Raw genomic sequence first — 15360 nt, 5'->3', positions numbered from 1 at the left:
CACCCCCCGCTGGTTCAACCACGCCACCTTCTTCCACGTGAGCAGCCTGGCCAAGGACATCCAGGAAGGCCTGCTGGCCATGTTCGGCGCCGACGCCGCCGTACCGGATCGGGTCGGCGGCCAGCGGGACCACCGGCTGGCCGAGATCGACGCCCGGCACGCCGCCCGGATCGCCGAGCTGGCCCGCCACGCCGCTGACGCCGCCCGTCGGGAGGCGCCCAGCTGCGCCGGCGCCGACTGGCCGCAGTGGACACCGACGCCCACCCGCCGGGCCGAGTCGCCCGGCGCGCTGCGTGTCGGCACGGTCCGGATCGACGACGTCGACCCGGTGCCCGCGCTGGTACCACTGCTCGACGCCGGGCACGTGCACCTCTCCGGGGACGACCGCGCCGGCTGCGACGCGGTGGTGGCCGCGCTGCTGCTGCGGGCCGTCGGCCGCGCCGACCCGGGCGCGGTACGGCTGATCGGGTACGACCCCGAGCACCTCGGCGGCGGCCTGGCCGGGTTCGCCCCGCTGGGCACGGCGGGGCTGCTCACCTTCGTCGGCCCCGGCGGGCTAGGCCCCCTCCTGGACGACCTCGTCGAGCAGATCCGCCGGATCAACGAGACCGTGCTGGCCGGCGAGTACGGCTCACTGCGGGAACTGGCCACGGCGACCGGCCGCCGCCCCGAACCGTGGCGGGTGGCGGTGCTGCTCGGCGGCGACGAGCTGAACCGGCACGAGCGCGGGCAGCTCGACCGGGTGGTGCGGGCCGGCGCGGCGTGCGGTGTGCACCTGGTGGTCCGTGGCGTGCCGCTGCCGGAGGACCTGACGGTGACCCGGGTGGTCGCCGAAGCGTCCGGCGCCCGGATCGGCGGTCCGTCCGGCCTGCCGGTGCGGCTGGACCCGCCCCCACCGGCGGCGCTGGTCACCGAGACCTGCCGGGAGGCCGCCGCGCGGGTGAACGCCGGCCCGCCGCCGGCACCGTTCGCCGACCTGCTGCCTGCGCCGGAGCTGATGTGGCGGGAGGACTCCGCCGCCGGGCTGACCGCCCCCATCGGCGAGGGCCCGCAGGGCCGGCCGGTGCGGTTGACGCTGGGCGACTACCCGCCGCACGCGCTGATCGGCGGGCCGTCCGGCACCGGCAAGACCAACCTGATCTTCGCCTGGATCGGCGCGCTGGCGGCCCGCTACTCCCCCGCCGAGCTGGAGTTCTACCTGCTGGACTTCAAGGAGGGGGTGTCCTTCGCGCGGTTCGCGAAGGGCCGGCGCGACCCGAGCTGGCTGCCGCACATGCGGTTGGTCGGGATCAACGTGAACACCGACCGGGAGTTCGGGCTGGCGCTGCTGCGGTTCCTCGCCGAGGAGCTGCGCCGGCGGGCCGACGCGGCCAAGAAGCACGAGGTGACTAAGCTGGCCGAGCTGCGCGCGGTCGACCCGACGGGGCACTGGCCGCGGATCGTCGCGGTGGTCGACGAGTTCCAGATGCTGCTGGCCGGCCGGGACGTGGTCGCCCGGGAGGCGGCGGACCTGCTGGAGGACCTGGCCCGGCGCGGCCGGTCGCAGGGCATCCACCTGGTGCTCGCCTCGCAGGACGTGCGCGGCATCGAGGCGTTGTGGGGCCGCCCGGCGCTGGTCGCCCAGTTCGCCCTGCGCATCGCGCTGCCCAAGGCGTTACGGATCCTGGCCGAGCGCAACGACGCGGCGCAGTCGCTGCCCCGCTGGCACGCGGTGGTCAACGCCGAGTCGGGCATGGTGGAGGGCAACGAGATCGCCCGGATCCCGGCGGCCAGCGACTGGGACACGTGGAGCGGACTGCAGAACCGGCTGTGGCGGATGCGCCCGTCCGACGCGGCGCCGGCCCGGCTCTTCGACGGCGACGCGGTCCCCCGGCTGGCGGAGGCCCCCGACTTCCGGGCGCTCGCCGCTCCTGCCGACGGGACCGCGCCGCGCAGCCCGGTGGCCCTGCTCGGCGAGATCATCGACGTGCAGGCCCGCTCGGCGGCGCTGCGGCTGCCGCGCGCCCCCGGGCGCAACCTCGCGGTGCTGGGCACCCGGGTGGACGAAGCGTGCGCGGTGCTGGACGCTGCCGCCCGGTCGCTGGCCCGCCAACATCCGCCCGGCACGGCCCGGTTCTCCATCGCCTGTCTGGACCCCGACGCCGACCCGATGGCCCGCGCTCTCTACGACGACCTTGCCGACGACGCCGCCTGGTACGACGAGGAGACCGTCGGTGAGCTGATGGCCGAGACGGCCGATGGGCTGGCCGGCCCCGGCAGCCCGCACTACCTGCTGCTGTTCGCCGTGGACGCGGCGGCCGGGGCGTTGGCCGCGCGGGCAGGCAGCCGGACCGGCCTGGAGCAGCTGCGCCGGGTCCTGCACGACGGGCCGGAACGGCGGACCCACGTGCTGGCCTGGTGGCGGGGGGTGGCCCGGATGCGCGCCGACCTGGGCGGGCCGGCCGCGCGCACCGACCAGATCGGCGCCTGGGTGGCGCTGGACGCGCACGGCGGCGAGCTGGGCGCCTCGCTCTATCCGGGCACCGGCGGCCCGGACTGATATCCCCGCCCGTGGCGGGGGCTCTTCTTCGACCGGGCGGTGCACCGCACCGGGCAAGTGATCATCCCCTATGGACCGTCACGATGAACCAACCGGTGGCCAGTGAGACGTACGCGGCCCAGCTGCGGCGACTGGCGGAGCTGACCGCCCGGGTGCGCGAACAGCGCGCCGAGGCGCACACGTGGTACGACCGGCAGTGCGCGGCGGCCGACCGGGCTGTCGCCGACGCCGCCGAGCAGGTGCGGCGCGCCGAGGAGGAGCTGGTCGCGGCGCGCGAGCAGCAGGAACGGGTGGACGCGGAGGTGGCGCACCTGTGGCAGCAGTTGCGGGAGCGGCTCGGCGCCGGCGCCCGTCGCCTCGGTGGCCCGCCCACCCCGGTCGACGGTGGCGCGACGGACCCGGTGCTGCTGCTCAGCCGGGCCCGTGACCTGCTCGACCGGGCCGGCCAGCCGGGTGAGCTGCCCGGCTCGGTCAACCCGCTGCTGGCGCTCTGCGGGGTGGCCGGCGCGGTGCTGGCGTACGCGCTGGGCGCCGGCGCGCGTGCGCTCGGCCTCGGGTACGGCGGCGACCTCGCGGTCGGGATGCCGGTGCTGGCGCTGGTGGTGACCCTCCTGGGGCCACTGGTCGGCCTGGTGCCGGCGCGAATGGCGGCGGACCGCCGGCACGCGGTGCTCGGGCCCCGGCCGATCACCGTGGTGCTCGGCGCCGGCCTGCTCACCACCGCGCTGCTGCTGGTGCTCGGCCGCTGACCCGACCAGGCCGGCCCGACCGGGCTGGTGCCCCCGGCGGTTCGCGTTCAGGCCGGGACCAGCACGGCCTCGCGCAGCAGGCGGCGGGCCAGGGTGACCCGGTCGGCGTCGTCGGGCAGCCCGGGCAGGTCGCCAACCCGGGTGACCGCGCCGCTGAGCAGGACGCGGACCGCCGGCTCGCAGTCGGCGGGCAGGGTGATGGTGCGGTCGAACAGCCGCAGCGCCACCGTGTCCGTCCCGTGCGGCCCGAGCTGCCAGCGTAGGCCCGGGCGCAGGGTGAGCAGGGAGTCGGCGTCCAGTGCGGCCAGCGCGCCGGCCTGCGCGAGCGGCCGGATCGGCGCCGGGCGGGCGGCCGGCCAGGCCCGCTGCCGTAGCCGCGCGGCGACGGCGCCCGGATCGACGCGCAGCAGCCAGTCCCGTAGCGCCTCCACCGTCTCGGTCAGCTCCGGTTCGATGGCGTCCGGGTCGGCGACGTCGGTGCCGAACGGCAGGCTCGCCCGCAGCCGCTGGTCCTCGGCTGCGAGGGTGAGCAGCTCCTCGACCAGGGCGTAACGGGTCAGCGCGCGGATGCCGATGGTCAGGTGCAGGGAGCTGGCCTCCTGCGCCTGCGCGCTGTGCAGCCAGCCGCGCGGCAGGTAGAGCGCGTCGCCGGGGGCGAGCACCACGTCCAGCGCGGCGGGGCCCTGCGCGGTGGCGCCGACCTCGTCGGCGCGGCCGCCCCAGGGCTGCTTCTCCAGTGGGTCGGGCAGCACCGGCGGGTGGATTCGCCAGTGCTTGCGACCGTCGACCTGGAGCACGAACACGTCGTGGGTGTCGTAGTGGGTGGCGAAGCCCTGGCTGCCCGCGGGGGTGAGGTAGGCGTTGATCTGCAACGGTTGGCTCAACGCGAGGCCCAGGTCGCGGGCGAAGTCGATCAGCGGCGGCCACATCCGGTGCAGGCCCTGCAGCACCAGGGTGGCGCCGGAGGCGTACTGCTCCAGGACACGCTCGTCGAGCACCTGGTCGCCGATCTCCGCGCCGGCGCCGCCACCGCCGGTCCAGCGCGCCGCCGGGACGAGCTGCCCGTCCCTGGCGACGCGCAGGAAGGGGGTACGCAGACCGCGCCGGCTGAGCAGCTCGTCGGCGTCGGCGGGGCTGAACAGGTCGGTGAAGCCGGCCGGGTCGGGCAGCTCGGCGGCGCGGGACAGCAGCGGGGTGTGGCCCCAGTGCGCGGCGGCGAACTTGGCCGGTTCGACCGAGACGCAGCGGGCCAGCGCGGCGGCGGAGCGCACGGACGGAACCGCCGGGCGACCGTGGCCGCCCGGCGGGTCGAGACGTGTCATGACGCTGCCGTCACCGCGCGCCGCCGTCGGCGCCACCGTCCTGCTGGCCGGGGGTCGCACCGCCGTCGGCCGGGCCCTCCGCGCCACCATCCGCGCCACCGTCCTGGCGACCCGGGGTCGCACCGCCGTCGGCCGGGCCCTCCAGGCCGCCGCCGCCCGTGGTCTGCATGTCGTCATCGTTGAGTGCCATCGGTACTCCCTCGGGTGTGCCGCCCCGCCGTACGCCGGGGTTCGTCGTGCTGCGGGTGGTACCCCACGCGCGATCTTCTCTAACCCACACCGTAGACGCCGAACCGGGGCGACACGGGCGGTTCACCGGGCGGCGCGGATCGGTGCCAGGATGCAGGGGTGATCCTGGTGGGCACGTCCGGCTGGCAGTACCGGGACTGGCGCGGCCGCTTCTATCCGGAGGGGCTGCCGCAGCGGCTCTGGTTGGAGCACTTCTCGGCCGGGTTCGCCACCGTCGAGGTCAACAACGCCTTCTACCGGCTGCCCGAGCGGGACACCTTCGCCGCTTGGCGGGCCCGGACACCGGACGACTTCTGCGTGGCGGTGAAGATGAGCCGCTACCTGACCCACATCAAGCGACTACGTGACCCGGCCGAGCCGGTGGCCCGGTTCCTCGGCCGGGCGACCGCGCTCGGTGACCGGCTCGGCCCGGTGCTGCTGCAACTGCCACCGAACCTGCCGGCGAACGTCGACGCGCTCGACGCGACGCTGCGGCTGTTTCCGGCCGACGTGCGGGTGGCGGTGGAACCACGCACCGCCGACGGACGCGGTAGCCGCCCCGCACGGCTGAACCCGCCCGACGGTCGTCGGGCGGGCTCACGGCGTCACGGCAGCATCCGGGCCAGGTCCTTGGGCATGGTGTCCTTGACGTCCTGCCATTCGCCCTGGGTGACGTGCCGGCGCAGGGTGTCGAGCACCACCTGCGTCACCCGCTCCGGACCGCCCTCGACGTCGTACGGGAATCCTTGGCGCACCTCGTAGAGGAAGTCGTCCCGGTTGAGCTTGATCGGGACGTCCGAGGGGTTCCAGCCGTCGAAGTAGATCCCCCGGACCAGGATCGGCAGCTGCTGGGCGAACTCCACGCTCTCGTTCACCGGCAGCCGGTCCCGCAGCAGGTGCAGCACCGTGCGCAACGCCGCGTACGACTGGTTGCGGCGGTCCTTCGGCCAGCCGTAGGCGTTCTCGATGTCCTTGAGGATGAGGTTCGTCTTGTCCAGCGAGGACTCGAACGCCGAGATCATCGTGTCAGCCATCGGTCGACCCCCGTTCCGCGGTGTCCCACCGCTGGTCGTCCCTGCGCCGTGGCGGCCCCGCCGGGCCGCGTCGGGCCCGTATCGGACTGCCCTGCGGCGCGCGCCGGGCGTTGTCGGCCGTACCGACCACGTGCAGGACGGCACCACGCCGTCTATCCGCCACCAGTCGAACCGTCATCCCCGTCACCTCCGTGTCGTCTCCGGCGCCGGCCGCCGTCACGACCGCACGCACCTGCCAGCCTGCCCGTCCGGTGGGTGACCCGGCCCCACCCGGAACGGGTGAGCCGGACGACGCCGGTCAGTCCGTGCCGAGCAGCCCGGCGAGGGTCTTCGCGTTCGTCTGCGCGTAGTCGCGGTAGCAGTTGTTCATGAGCACGTGCGTCTGCCCGGCCTCGTCGGCCAGCTCGCGCAGCTTCGGCGCCCAGTCGGCCAGCTCCCGTTTGGAGTAGTGGTAGCCGAACTTCTCGTGGATGTCCTTGCTGGTCCACTTGTCGCTGTGGCCGTGGAAGCGCATCACGGCGAGGTCCGCGGTCGCGGCCAGCACCGGGGGCAACGACGAGCGATGGCCCTGCGGCATGTCCACACAGACGTACGGCAGCCGGTGCTCCCGCAGGAAGGCGAGCGTCTCGTCGGCGTTGGCGCCGTCGAACCAGGAGGCGTGGCGGAACTCGTAGACCGGCCGCAGCGGCGCGCAGCGCTTCGCCACCTCTAGCAGGTACTGCTTGTTGTCCCGCTTGATGGTGAACCAGGGCGGGAACTGGAACAGCAGCGCTCCCAGCTTGCCCGCCTCGACCAGCGGGTCCAACGCGGACAGGAAGCGCGTCCACACCTCCTCGTACGCCTGCGCGGGCAGGTCGTCGGGGTAGATGTTCTTTTTGTCGGTCTCCGGGCGCAGGTCCTTGTAGAGCGCGCTGACCCGGGTGGGATGACCGGTCAGCAGGCTGAACGCCTTGATGTTGAACGTGAAGCCGGCCGGGGTGCGCTCGGCCCAGAGCCATGCGGTCGCCTCGGCGGGCGGCGAGTAGTAGGTGGCGTCCACCTCGACCAGCGGAAACTGCCGGGCGTAGTACGCCAGCCGCTTCTCCGGCGTGTCCGCGGTCTGCGGATACCAGCCCGAGTCCAGCAGCGTGCGGTCGGTCCAGGACGCGGTTCCCACGAGGATGTCACCCATGGGTGGAGTCCATCGCGTCGTGGACCGACCGGCAACCGCTGGCGTCGCTCAGGCCGCCCGCCGCTCGCGGGTCTGCTTGCAGGCCACGCAGGTGGTGGCGGACGGGAAGATCTCCAGCCGCTCCACGGGGATCGCCGCCGAGCAGCCTTCACACCAGCCGTAGGTGCCCTCCGCGAGCCGGGCGAGGGCGTGCTCGTACTGGGCGCGGCGGTCGAGGATGGTGCGCAACAGGGACTGCGCGGTGTCGCGCTCGGCCGTCTTGGTGCCGCTGTCGGCCTGGTCGTCACCCGCGGTGTCACCGACCTCCACCAGCCGCAGCACCTGGCTCTGCAGCACGGCCTGCTCGTACTCCGCGGACAGCTCGTCGTAGCGCGCCTGGAGGGAGAGCCGGATCTCATCGATCTCCGCCTGGGAACGGCCCGTACCGACCGTGTCGTGGACGAGCATCGCTGCCTGCCTTTCCTGGGCCTGGTCTAGGTGAACCGGGATGCCGGCGGCACCTGGCCCCGGTCACGGTCGCATCTGGTGCGCGGGCGGTCACCCGCGCTCTGTGAGCCGGGCGAGTACCCGCCCGGGCAGTCGAGCAAACCGGCGAATTTGACCGAGACTCCGGGCCGGCGGCGGCAACGTCCGCGAGCGTTATACCTCTGAGGTATATCTATGACTCTGAGGTATAACGCTCGTGACCGTGTTGGGCTGGCACGAGGTTGGGCCGAGGAAGCAAGGGCGCGTGGCAGCCGGACAGCGATGAGGTGCCGCGGCCGCCGGTTGTCAGGCGTCGGCGCCGGGCTCCACGAGTGCCGGGCGGCGGGGGTCGTCGGCCCGCACCACCACATCGGCGAAGCTGGCCGGGACGACCTCCTCGGCGTACCGGTCGAAGGCCGGCAGGGTCCAGTCCTGGGCCGGTTCGGTACGTCGGCGCAGCGCCGCGGCGGACAGCTCCAGGTGGATGGTGATGTCGAAGGGCAGGCCGCCGCCGAGCAGCAGCGCGCCGCTGACGAGGACCACGCCGCCCGGCGGCAGGTCGACGTAGCGGGCGCGGCTGGCCCGGTCGGCGACGGCGTCCCAGAGCGAGGGGAGCAGCCGCCCGGTGCCGCTGGGGCCGGCCGGGTCGAGGACCTCCCGGCGCAATCCGGCCTCGTCCACCCAGCCCTCGTAGTAGGCGTCCGGGTTGGTCCGGCCGAGTTCGAAGCGCAGCGACGCGGGACGGAGGAAGTCGGTGGCGCGTACGTGCAGCACCGGACGGCCCCGGGCGCGCAACGGTTCGACCAGCGCGGCGGCCAGCTCGTCCGGGCCGGCGGCGGGGGCGCCGTCCACCGCCACGCGCAGGCGCGCGGGCCCGGCGGCGGCGGTCGCGGCGTGGGTCGCGGCGTCGGTCAGCCGGCCGGTCAGCTCGGTGACGAGCAGGTCGGGCGAGATGGGGCGGATGCGCACCCTGACCATCCTGCCCCGGGCCGGGCGGGACGCCGGCGCCGGTCAGCCGGTCAGCCGGTGCGGTCGATGGTGACCCGGGCGTCGTCGGCCAGCCGGTAGCCCACGCCGTAGACGGTGGTGACCAGCGGGACGTCGACGCCGACCTTGCCGCGCAGCCGACGCACGTGCACGTCGACGGTGCGGACGCCGGCGTGCTCGTAGCCCCAGACGGCGTTGAGCAGTTGCAGTCGGGTGAAGACCCGGCGGGGATGCCCCACCAGGTGCAGCAGCAGGTCGAACTCCAGCCGAGTCAGCGGCAGCGGCTCGTCGTCGCGCAGCACCGACCGGGACGAGGCGAGGATGTGCAGGGCGGGAATGGTCGGGCTCAGTGCTCGGGCCGGCGACCGGTTGGCCGGCACCGCGTCGGCGCGGCGTTCGACCGGGACCGAGCTGGTGATCACAGCCTCGCCGCGTTCCAGCAGCTCGCGGGCCGCCTCCAGCAGCCGGCGTGCGGGCGGTGTCAGCGACTCCTCGCAGGCCAGCGGGATGGACAGCGTCACGGTGAGCACGGGCGCGGCGGTGTTCGCCGGGCGGCGCTGGCCGCCCGGCGGTCGACCGGGCACCGCGGGTTGGGACGTATGCCATCCGGCGCGCGACGAGGCGGGGCTGACCGACATGGTCCTCCTTGGCTGGTCCGGGTATCTCCCCACGGCCCGGGACGCCGCTTCATCGATGCTTCCCGGCGCCCGGGCGAGGGTCAAGAGGCGGCTGCGTTGCATGAATGTGACAATTGACGAACACATCGGAGCCACGTGCTCGCTCTGCGTACGAGGCTAGATGATTAGAGCAGAGCCGCCCGGATGACCCGATACGGGGGTCCCCGTCCGGTTCACCGCCGCCCGTTCCGCCGCCCGCGGATTTGAAAGTCGAGGGATGTTCAGCGGTTGCGGTCCACGCTGATCCACAACTCGTCGGCCAGCCGGTAACCCACTCCGTAGACGGTGGTGACGACCGGCACCCCGGTCAGCTTGGCGCGCAGCCGGCGGACGTGCACGTCCACCGTCCGGGCAACCGCGTGTTCGTAACCCCAGACGTTGGCCAGCAGCTGGAGGCGGGTGAAGACCCGGCGCGGCCGCTCTGCCAGGAACAGCAGCAGCTCGTACTCGATGCGGGTCAGCGGGACGACCCGGTCGCCACGGCGGACCATCCGCGAGCCGGCCAGGATGCGCACCTGGTCCCCGTCGGCGGCAGACGGCTCCGCGCTGTCGGTGGGGGCCGGTCGCGACGTCGGCGGGACATCGGCGACGGTGCGCAGCCGGCCCTCCCCCGCCTCGGCCAACTCGCCGAGCAGCTGCACCAGCCGGGTCAGCCGGGGGCTCAGCGGCCCCGGGGCGAGGTCGAGGGTGATGGTCAGGGTCGGGCCGGTGCGCGGGCGGGCCGGCGTGGCCCGGTCGGGACGGCGCGCCGGGTGAGGGCGCGCGGGGATGGCGACGACGGACATGGTGCCTCCTGAGATGGCGGTACGCCCGCCACGCCCGGTGCGGCGTGGCGGTCAGCGGCGTGCCGGGCCGGCGGTGACCGGGGACGCGAGGGGGGACGCGCGGTGCAGCGGCGTCGGGCCGAGAGCGGGCAGGCCGGCGATGCGCCAGGCGGCGAAGCCGCCGGCCACGTCGGTGGCCCGGTGCAGGCCGATGTCCTGCAGGGCGGCCGCGGCGAGCGACGAGGTGTAGCCTCCTGGCAGAGGATCACCACCGGCACGTCGTAGTCGACCGCCTGTGGCAGGCGGGCCGGACAGCGCGGGTCGAAGCGCCACTCCAGCACGTTGCGCTCGACCGCGAGCGACCCCGGCACGACGCCGTGTGCGGCCCGCTGAGCGGTCGGGCGGATGTCGACCAGCAGCGCGCCGGCTCGGTAGGCCAGGTGCGCCCGCTCCGGGTCCAGCCGGTCGAGCCGGGCGCGCGCGGCGGCCAGGATCTCGTCGACGCCCCGGGAGCCCGGCGGCGGCACGGGGGCCGGGCAGCGCTCGGCGGTTACCTGCATTCTCGGTTCCTTCCGGTAATGGGGGTGGATGGTGGCCGTCCGGTCACCAGGACCGGCCGGCCTCGGCGACCTCGGCGACCCGCAGCCGCCCGTCGAGGAGGTGGTAACGGGTCATCCGGCGCGGCGCCGGCCGGTAGACGTGCACGCTGACCGCCGGCGTCGTGCCCCGGTTGGTCACCGTGTGGACGTGGCGGGGGCCGAAGCGGCGACCGGCGCCGGCGGGCAGCACGCGTGGGCGCAGCCGACCGCCGGCGACGATCTCCTCGGTGAGCGCCCCGGCGACCACCCGGAACGCTCCGGCGGAGCCGCCGTGGTCGTGCAGGTCGGTGCCCTGCCCGGGCAGCCAGCTCAGCGCCCACACCTCGTGCTGGGCGTCGGCGGCCAGCCGGGCGTACCAGCGCTCGTCGGGGTCGAACCGCAGCGTCACCGGCCAGTCGGACGGATCGGCCCAACGGGCTGCGAGGGCGAGCAGGTCGGGCTCCGGGCGGCGGTGGGTCATGACGGTCCTCGCGGGTCGGTCGGCGGGTGCCCCCGTACTCTAGCCGGTAAACCCTATAGGTTTAGTAGGTAATTCCAGCAGGCGGGACGCCGGTCACGAGGGCGCCGACTCAGCGCAGGACCGGCGGGTCCACCCGGTAGCCGGGCAGCGACGGCCACCGCACGGTCAGCACCACCGAGGCGTACTCGGCGTACCAGGAGTGGTCCACCCCCCGGGCCCACACCACGTAGTCGCCCGACGCCGCCAACCGCACCGTCCGATCCGGAAGCTCCACCCGGAACCGTCCCTCGATCAGCACGAGCAGCGTCGTCCGCCGTTCCCCGGTCGCCCACCGCGAGCGGGCCTCCCCGGGCGGGTGCACACCCCACTTCACCTCGACGTCGGCGCTGTGCCGGACCTCCCCCGGCGGCGCGAAGTGCCCGAGCAGCCATCCCGCGTTGCCGGCGCCGTCGACACCGGCGTTGCCCACGTACACCGTCTCACCCATCGGACCCTCCCCCAGCACGCCGGCCGAGCAACCTATCAGGGCCCACGCGACTAACCTGGACCGGTGACCGAGGACCTCGACGCCGAGACGCTGGCGTTCGCGCACCGGATGTTCGACCTGGCCCGCTCGGGCTCAGCCGAGGAGCTGACCGCCCAGGTCGACGCCGGCCTGCCGGTGAACCTGACGAACGACAAGGGCGACACGCTGCTGATCCTGGCCGCGTACCACGCGCACCCGGACACCGTCGCCGCCCTGCTGGCTCGCGGCGCCGACCACTCCAGGATCAACGACCGGGGCCAGACGGCACTGGCCGCCGCGGTCTTCCGCAGCAGCACCGACGCGGTTCGCGCGCTGCTCGCCGCCGGCGCCGACCCCGCGCACGGCAACCCGTCCGCGGCGGAGACCGCGCAGTTCTTCGACCTGCCGGAGATGACGGAGCTGCTGCGGGCCGGCTGACACCGGCCCCGCCAGCCCGGTATACAGGGTCGGTGGAAGATCCCCTGCCCGAGCAGATGCGCGCCGCCGGCTCCGCGCTGCTGGCCGCGCTCGACGCGACGGCCCGTGACCGCGCCGTGCACCCGTTCGACGACGAGACGGCCCGACGCTGGCTGGAGTACCGGCCCCGGCCCCGCCCCGGCGCCTGCCTGGCGGAGCTGGACATCGCCGGGCGCAAGGCCGCGCACCGGCTGCTGGCCACCGCGCTCAGCCCCTCGGCGTACGCGCAGGCCATGGCGATCGTCGCGCTGGAGGAGGTGCTGGACCGGGCCGAGGGCTGGCAGCGGGGGCGGCACAGCGGCGACTACTGGATCGCGGTGTTCGGCGATCCGGAACACGACGACCGCTGGGCGTGGCGGCTGGAGGGCCACCACCTGTCGGTGAGCATGACCGTGGTGGACGACCAGGTCTCCCCCGCCCCGGTCTTCTTCGGCGCCAACCCGGCGGCGGTCCGGTACGCCGGCCGGCCGGTCTCGCGGCCACTCGGCCCCGAGGAGGACCTGGCCCGCGCGCTGCTCGACGCGATCGGCCCGGCCGAGCGGGCCGCAGCGATCATCGCCGACGAGGCCCCGGCGGACATCATCAGCGCCACCCGCGGGCGTGTCGACACCCCGTTGGAGCCGCTCGGCGTGCCGGCGAGCCGACTGGGGCCCACCGGCCGGGCGCTGCTCGACCAGGTGGTCGCGCTGTACCTGGACCGGCTGTCACCGGAGCTGGCGATCCGGGAGGCACGCCGGCTCGACGGCGGCCAGCTGCACTTCGCCTGGGCCGGCCCGACCCGCCCCGGGCAGCGGCACTACTACCGGGTGCAGGGCGACGACCTGCTGATCGAGTACGACAACACCACCGAGAACGGCAACCACGCGCACACCGTGCTCCGCCGCCCGGCGAGCGACTTCGGCGCCGACGTCCTGGCCGCCCACCACCAGACCGACCCCCACTGACCGGCTCTGACCGGTGGTGGGTCAGGGGTGGGTGGCTTCGATGAGGAAGCGGTGGGCGTGGGCCACGAACGGGCCCTCGGTGGTGATCCGGTGGTGCAGGGCTCGCAGCTGTGGCCGGTAGCGGTCCACAGTGAAGTCGGGCACCGTCCAGATCACCTTGCGCAGGAACCAGACCACCGCGCCGATGTCGTGGAAGACCGCCCGCAGTGCGGCCCGGCGCAGGTCCACCACGGTCAGGCCGGCGGCCCGGGCGGCGGCGACAGCCTGCTCGGGGTGCCGCTGGGTCGGCGGCGGCAGCGGGCCGAGCATCGCCTCGCTCACCTCCCGCATGGTGCCCGGCCCGATCTGCTGGGACAGGAACGTGCCGCCCGGACGCAGCACCCGGGCCGTCTCGGCCCAGTCGGTGCGGACCGGGTGCCGGCTGACCACCAGGTCGAAGGAGGCGTCGCGGAACGGCAGCGGCGCGGCCGGGGTCACCGCCACCACCGTCGCGCCGACCCGGCGCAGGGTGCGCCGGGCGACCTCGACGTTGGGCGGCCAGCCCTCGGTGGCCGTCAGCAGCCGTGGTGGCCGGGGGACCTCGGCGAGCACCTCGCCACCGCCGGTGTCCACGTCTAGCGCCGCGTCGGCGTGCGCCATCCGGTCGGCGACCAACCGGGCGTACCCCCAGGGTGGGCGTTCCTCGGTGGCCCGACCGGCCAGCCAGTCGAAGCCCCAGCCGTCGACCGGCTCGGCGGCCGCTTCCGCGATCAGGTCCTCGACGTCGCGCTCAGTTTCCACGCCGGCCAGCCTCGCCGGCCGCCCCCACCGCTGGCAACGCATTTGCCGCCGCGCCGTCCGCTCGCCGCCCGCTCGCCTGGCCGGCCGCGCAACGCGGTGATCCACTCCGTATCGCCGACAGCGGGGCATCCCTCGGGCCGGGACACCGCGACATCGCCGACACCGAGTCGATCATGCCGAGCGCCGTGCGTGCGCGGGTCGCGTCAGGGGCGAGGGCGGACGACCTCGGCGGTGGAGCCGGCCACGCCGCCGAGCGCGTCGAACGTGCCCGCCTCGGTACGGCGCGGCCCGTCGAACTGGCGCATCAGCCGGGCGCCCAGGTGCACGCCGACCCCGCCGACGGCCAGCGCGACCAGCTCGGTGAACAGGATCGCGGCTGACGCGCCACGCTGCGGGGAGTGCGCCCGGATCAGGCAGGTGAGCAGGAACATGCCCGCCATCGTCGCGTTCACCAGGTTGAAGGCGACGGCGGTGCGGCGGGTGCGGTCACCCGGCACGTCCCACAGGTCGACCATTCCGGCGATCGCGGTCATCGCGGCGGCGAACAGGGCGGCGACGCCGGTCCAGTAGCCGACCTCGCCCAGGAAGGCCGGCCCACCGATGACGTCGGTGAGATCGAAGACGGTGGCGCTGACGAAGAGCCCGAGCGGGAACGTCACCAGCATCGGTTGGATGGGGTGCCCCTGCACCCGCAGCCGGCTCTGCATCGGTCCTCCCCCGGGTCGGCGCAGCTCACCAGTACCAGAGTGCTACCCGAGCCTTACAACGGCGAAACAACGCCATCGGACTCGCCACCGACCGGGAGAACGGGCGCCCCGGCCGCGCCCTCGACGCCGGACTGCCGGAAGCAGGCAGGGCGCGGGCCGGCTGGGTCAGGTGTCGCGTTGCCGGGAGACCGTCCGGACCAGGCGCTCAGCGACCTCGCGCAGCGGGATGGCCAACGAGGACGCGGCGGTACGCAACACCTCCAGCGCCTCGGCCGGCGGGCACCCGCGCTGCGTCATGATCACGCCGACGGCCTGCCCCACCACCCCCTCGTGCAGCAGCGCGGCGTCCCGCTCACCGGCGAGGGCGAGCTGGCGGCCCCGGTCCCGGACGGCGGCCAGCAGCAGGCCGGCGTGCTCGGCGAGCAGCATCGCGGTCAACTGGTGCTGCGGGGTGAGCAGGTCCGGCGCGGCGGCGTACAGGTTGATCGCCCCGATCACCTGGTCGTCGATGTCGACCGGCGCGGAGATCACGCCGCGGACCCCGAGGTCGCGGGCGCGCGCCGTCCAGGCCGGCCACCGTGGCTCCCCGGCCAGGTCGACGGCGAGGATCATCTCCCGGCGCCGGATCGCGCTCATCGCCGGCGAGTCGGGCCCGTTCCGCAGGTCGTCCAGGCCGGCGAGCCGCTCGTCGGAGGCGGCCACCCCGGCGGGCTCGCCCGCGCGCAGGGCCGTGAACCCGCACCAGCGCACGCCGGCGACCGCGTCCCGGGTGACCCGGACCAGCGCCAGCAGCGCCTCATCGAAATCGGTCAGCGTGATCAGGCCGGCGGTGAGCTCGCGCAGCAGCGCGGCGGTCTCCAGCACACCGAGGCTCTGCAGCACCGGCTCCCGCGTGTCCAGGTTCACCGGTCCACAGCCCCCGTACGCCCCCGCGCACACCCAGCGAGCCTCG

16 protein-coding genes and 3 pseudogenes are annotated in these 15360 nt (G+C 74.6%); 5 read left to right on the top strand and 14 right to left on the bottom strand.

Annotation, left to right across the window (positions count from 1 at the left end):
• Positions 1 to 88 precede the first annotated feature (88 nt).
• Together ACWD6N_RS23935 and ACWD6N_RS23930 are read left to right on the top strand one after the other, a co-directional pair.
• Positions 89 to 2626 (top strand): annotated as a pseudogene (locus tag ACWD6N_RS23935) (FtsK/SpoIIIE domain-containing protein); the annotation flags it as partial.
• Positions 2623 to 3288: a hypothetical protein gene (locus tag ACWD6N_RS23930; protein WP_354967684.1), complete on the top strand. Its 666-nt coding sequence runs from the start codon at positions 2623 to 2625 to the stop codon at positions 3286 to 3288. The pseudogene ACWD6N_RS23935 and the gene ACWD6N_RS23930, both read left to right, overlap by 4 nt.
• A 47-nt stretch (positions 3289 to 3335) precedes the next feature.
• Here ACWD6N_RS23930 and ACWD6N_RS23925 read toward each other — a convergent pair whose 3' ends face one another.
• Positions 3336 to 4610, bottom strand: a complete 1275-nt coding sequence (locus ACWD6N_RS23925) for a cupin domain-containing protein (RefSeq protein ID WP_354967683.1) — start codon at positions 4608 to 4610, stop codon at positions 3336 to 3338.
• Positions 4611 to 4620: 10 nt separating this feature from the next.
• Complete coding sequence (locus ACWD6N_RS23920; protein WP_450005175.1) at positions 4621 to 4800, bottom strand: hypothetical protein; 180 nt, start codon at positions 4798 to 4800, stop codon at positions 4621 to 4623.
• A 158-nt stretch (positions 4801 to 4958) separates the two neighbouring features.
• Here ACWD6N_RS23920 and ACWD6N_RS23915 point away from each other — a divergent pair.
• Positions 4959 to 5366: pseudogene (locus tag ACWD6N_RS23915) on the top strand (DUF72 domain-containing protein); the annotation flags it as partial.
• A 77-nt stretch (positions 5367 to 5443) separates the two neighbouring features.
• Here ACWD6N_RS23915 and ACWD6N_RS23910 read toward each other — a convergent pair.
• From ACWD6N_RS23910 to ACWD6N_RS23870, 9 genes and pseudogenes are all read right to left on the bottom strand, one after another.
• A complete protein-coding gene (locus ACWD6N_RS23910) occupies positions 5444 to 5872 on the bottom strand; it encodes a DUF2267 domain-containing protein (RefSeq protein WP_354967681.1) in 429 nt (142 codons plus the stop codon).
• Positions 5873 to 6170: 298 nt separating this feature from the next.
• On the bottom strand, positions 6171 to 7043 hold the full coding sequence (locus ACWD6N_RS23905; RefSeq protein ID WP_354967680.1) for a DUF72 domain-containing protein: 873 nt from the start codon (positions 7041 to 7043) through the stop codon (positions 6171 to 6173).
• Positions 7044 to 7091: 48 nt separating this feature from the next.
• Positions 7092 to 7490: a TraR/DksA family transcriptional regulator gene (locus tag ACWD6N_RS23900; RefSeq protein ID WP_089021162.1), complete on the bottom strand. Its 399-nt coding sequence runs from the start codon at positions 7488 to 7490 to the stop codon at positions 7092 to 7094.
• Between the two features lie 324 nt (positions 7491 to 7814).
• Positions 7815 to 8477: a nucleoside/nucleotide kinase family protein gene (locus ACWD6N_RS23895; protein WP_354967679.1), complete on the bottom strand. Its 663-nt coding sequence runs from the start codon at positions 8475 to 8477 to the stop codon at positions 7815 to 7817.
• 50 nt (positions 8478 to 8527) lie between these two features.
• A complete protein-coding gene (locus ACWD6N_RS23890) occupies positions 8528 to 9133 on the bottom strand; it encodes a winged helix-turn-helix domain-containing protein (protein WP_354967678.1) in 606 nt (201 codons plus the stop codon).
• A gap of 260 nt (positions 9134 to 9393) precedes the next feature.
• Positions 9394 to 9957, bottom strand: a complete 564-nt coding sequence (locus ACWD6N_RS23885; RefSeq protein WP_354967677.1) for a winged helix-turn-helix domain-containing protein — start codon at positions 9955 to 9957, stop codon at positions 9394 to 9396.
• A 51-nt stretch (positions 9958 to 10008) separates the two neighbouring features.
• Positions 10009 to 10496, bottom strand: a pseudogene (locus tag ACWD6N_RS23880) (rhodanese-like domain-containing protein).
• A gap of 43 nt (positions 10497 to 10539) precedes the next feature.
• Positions 10540 to 10995 (bottom strand): cysteine dioxygenase, encoded by a 456-nt coding sequence (locus tag ACWD6N_RS23875; protein WP_354967675.1) that lies wholly within the window; start codon positions 10993 to 10995, stop codon positions 10540 to 10542.
• A 109-nt stretch (positions 10996 to 11104) separates the two neighbouring features.
• A complete protein-coding gene (locus tag ACWD6N_RS23870; protein ID WP_354967674.1) occupies positions 11105 to 11482 on the bottom strand; it encodes a signal peptidase I in 378 nt (125 codons plus the stop codon).
• A 108-nt stretch (positions 11483 to 11590) separates the two neighbouring features.
• Between ACWD6N_RS23870 and ACWD6N_RS23865 the strand changes: the two genes are divergently transcribed.
• Both ACWD6N_RS23865 and ACWD6N_RS23860 read left to right on the top strand, forming a co-directional pair.
• Positions 11591 to 11938 (top strand): ankyrin repeat domain-containing protein, encoded by a 348-nt coding sequence (locus tag ACWD6N_RS23865; RefSeq protein WP_387328050.1) that lies wholly within the window; start codon positions 11591 to 11593, stop codon positions 11936 to 11938.
• A 32-nt stretch (positions 11939 to 11970) separates the two neighbouring features.
• Positions 11971 to 12921: a DUF3500 domain-containing protein gene (locus tag ACWD6N_RS23860; RefSeq protein WP_354967672.1), complete on the top strand. Its 951-nt coding sequence runs from the start codon at positions 11971 to 11973 to the stop codon at positions 12919 to 12921.
• A 21-nt stretch (positions 12922 to 12942) separates the two neighbouring features.
• Here the strand turns inward: ACWD6N_RS23860 and ACWD6N_RS23855 are convergent, their stop codons facing one another.
• From ACWD6N_RS23855 to ACWD6N_RS23845, 3 genes are all read right to left on the bottom strand, one after another.
• Positions 12943 to 13701 (bottom strand): class I SAM-dependent methyltransferase, encoded by a 759-nt coding sequence (locus ACWD6N_RS23855; RefSeq protein ID WP_450005173.1) that lies wholly within the window; start codon positions 13699 to 13701, stop codon positions 12943 to 12945.
• Between the two features lie 203 nt (positions 13702 to 13904).
• On the bottom strand, positions 13905 to 14408 hold the full coding sequence (locus tag ACWD6N_RS23850) for a DUF2231 domain-containing protein (RefSeq protein WP_354967670.1): 504 nt from the start codon (positions 14406 to 14408) through the stop codon (positions 13905 to 13907).
• Between the two features lie 165 nt (positions 14409 to 14573).
• Positions 14574 to 15314: a GAF and ANTAR domain-containing protein gene (locus ACWD6N_RS23845; RefSeq protein ID WP_387328013.1), complete on the bottom strand. Its 741-nt coding sequence runs from the start codon at positions 15312 to 15314 to the stop codon at positions 14574 to 14576.
• Positions 15315 to 15360 lie beyond the last annotated feature (46 nt).

Source organism: Micromonospora sp. NPDC005163, from assembly GCF_053599835.1.
The sequence above is the reverse complement of the archived record's forward strand: the minus strand, read 5'-3'. Positions and strand labels throughout refer to the sequence as shown.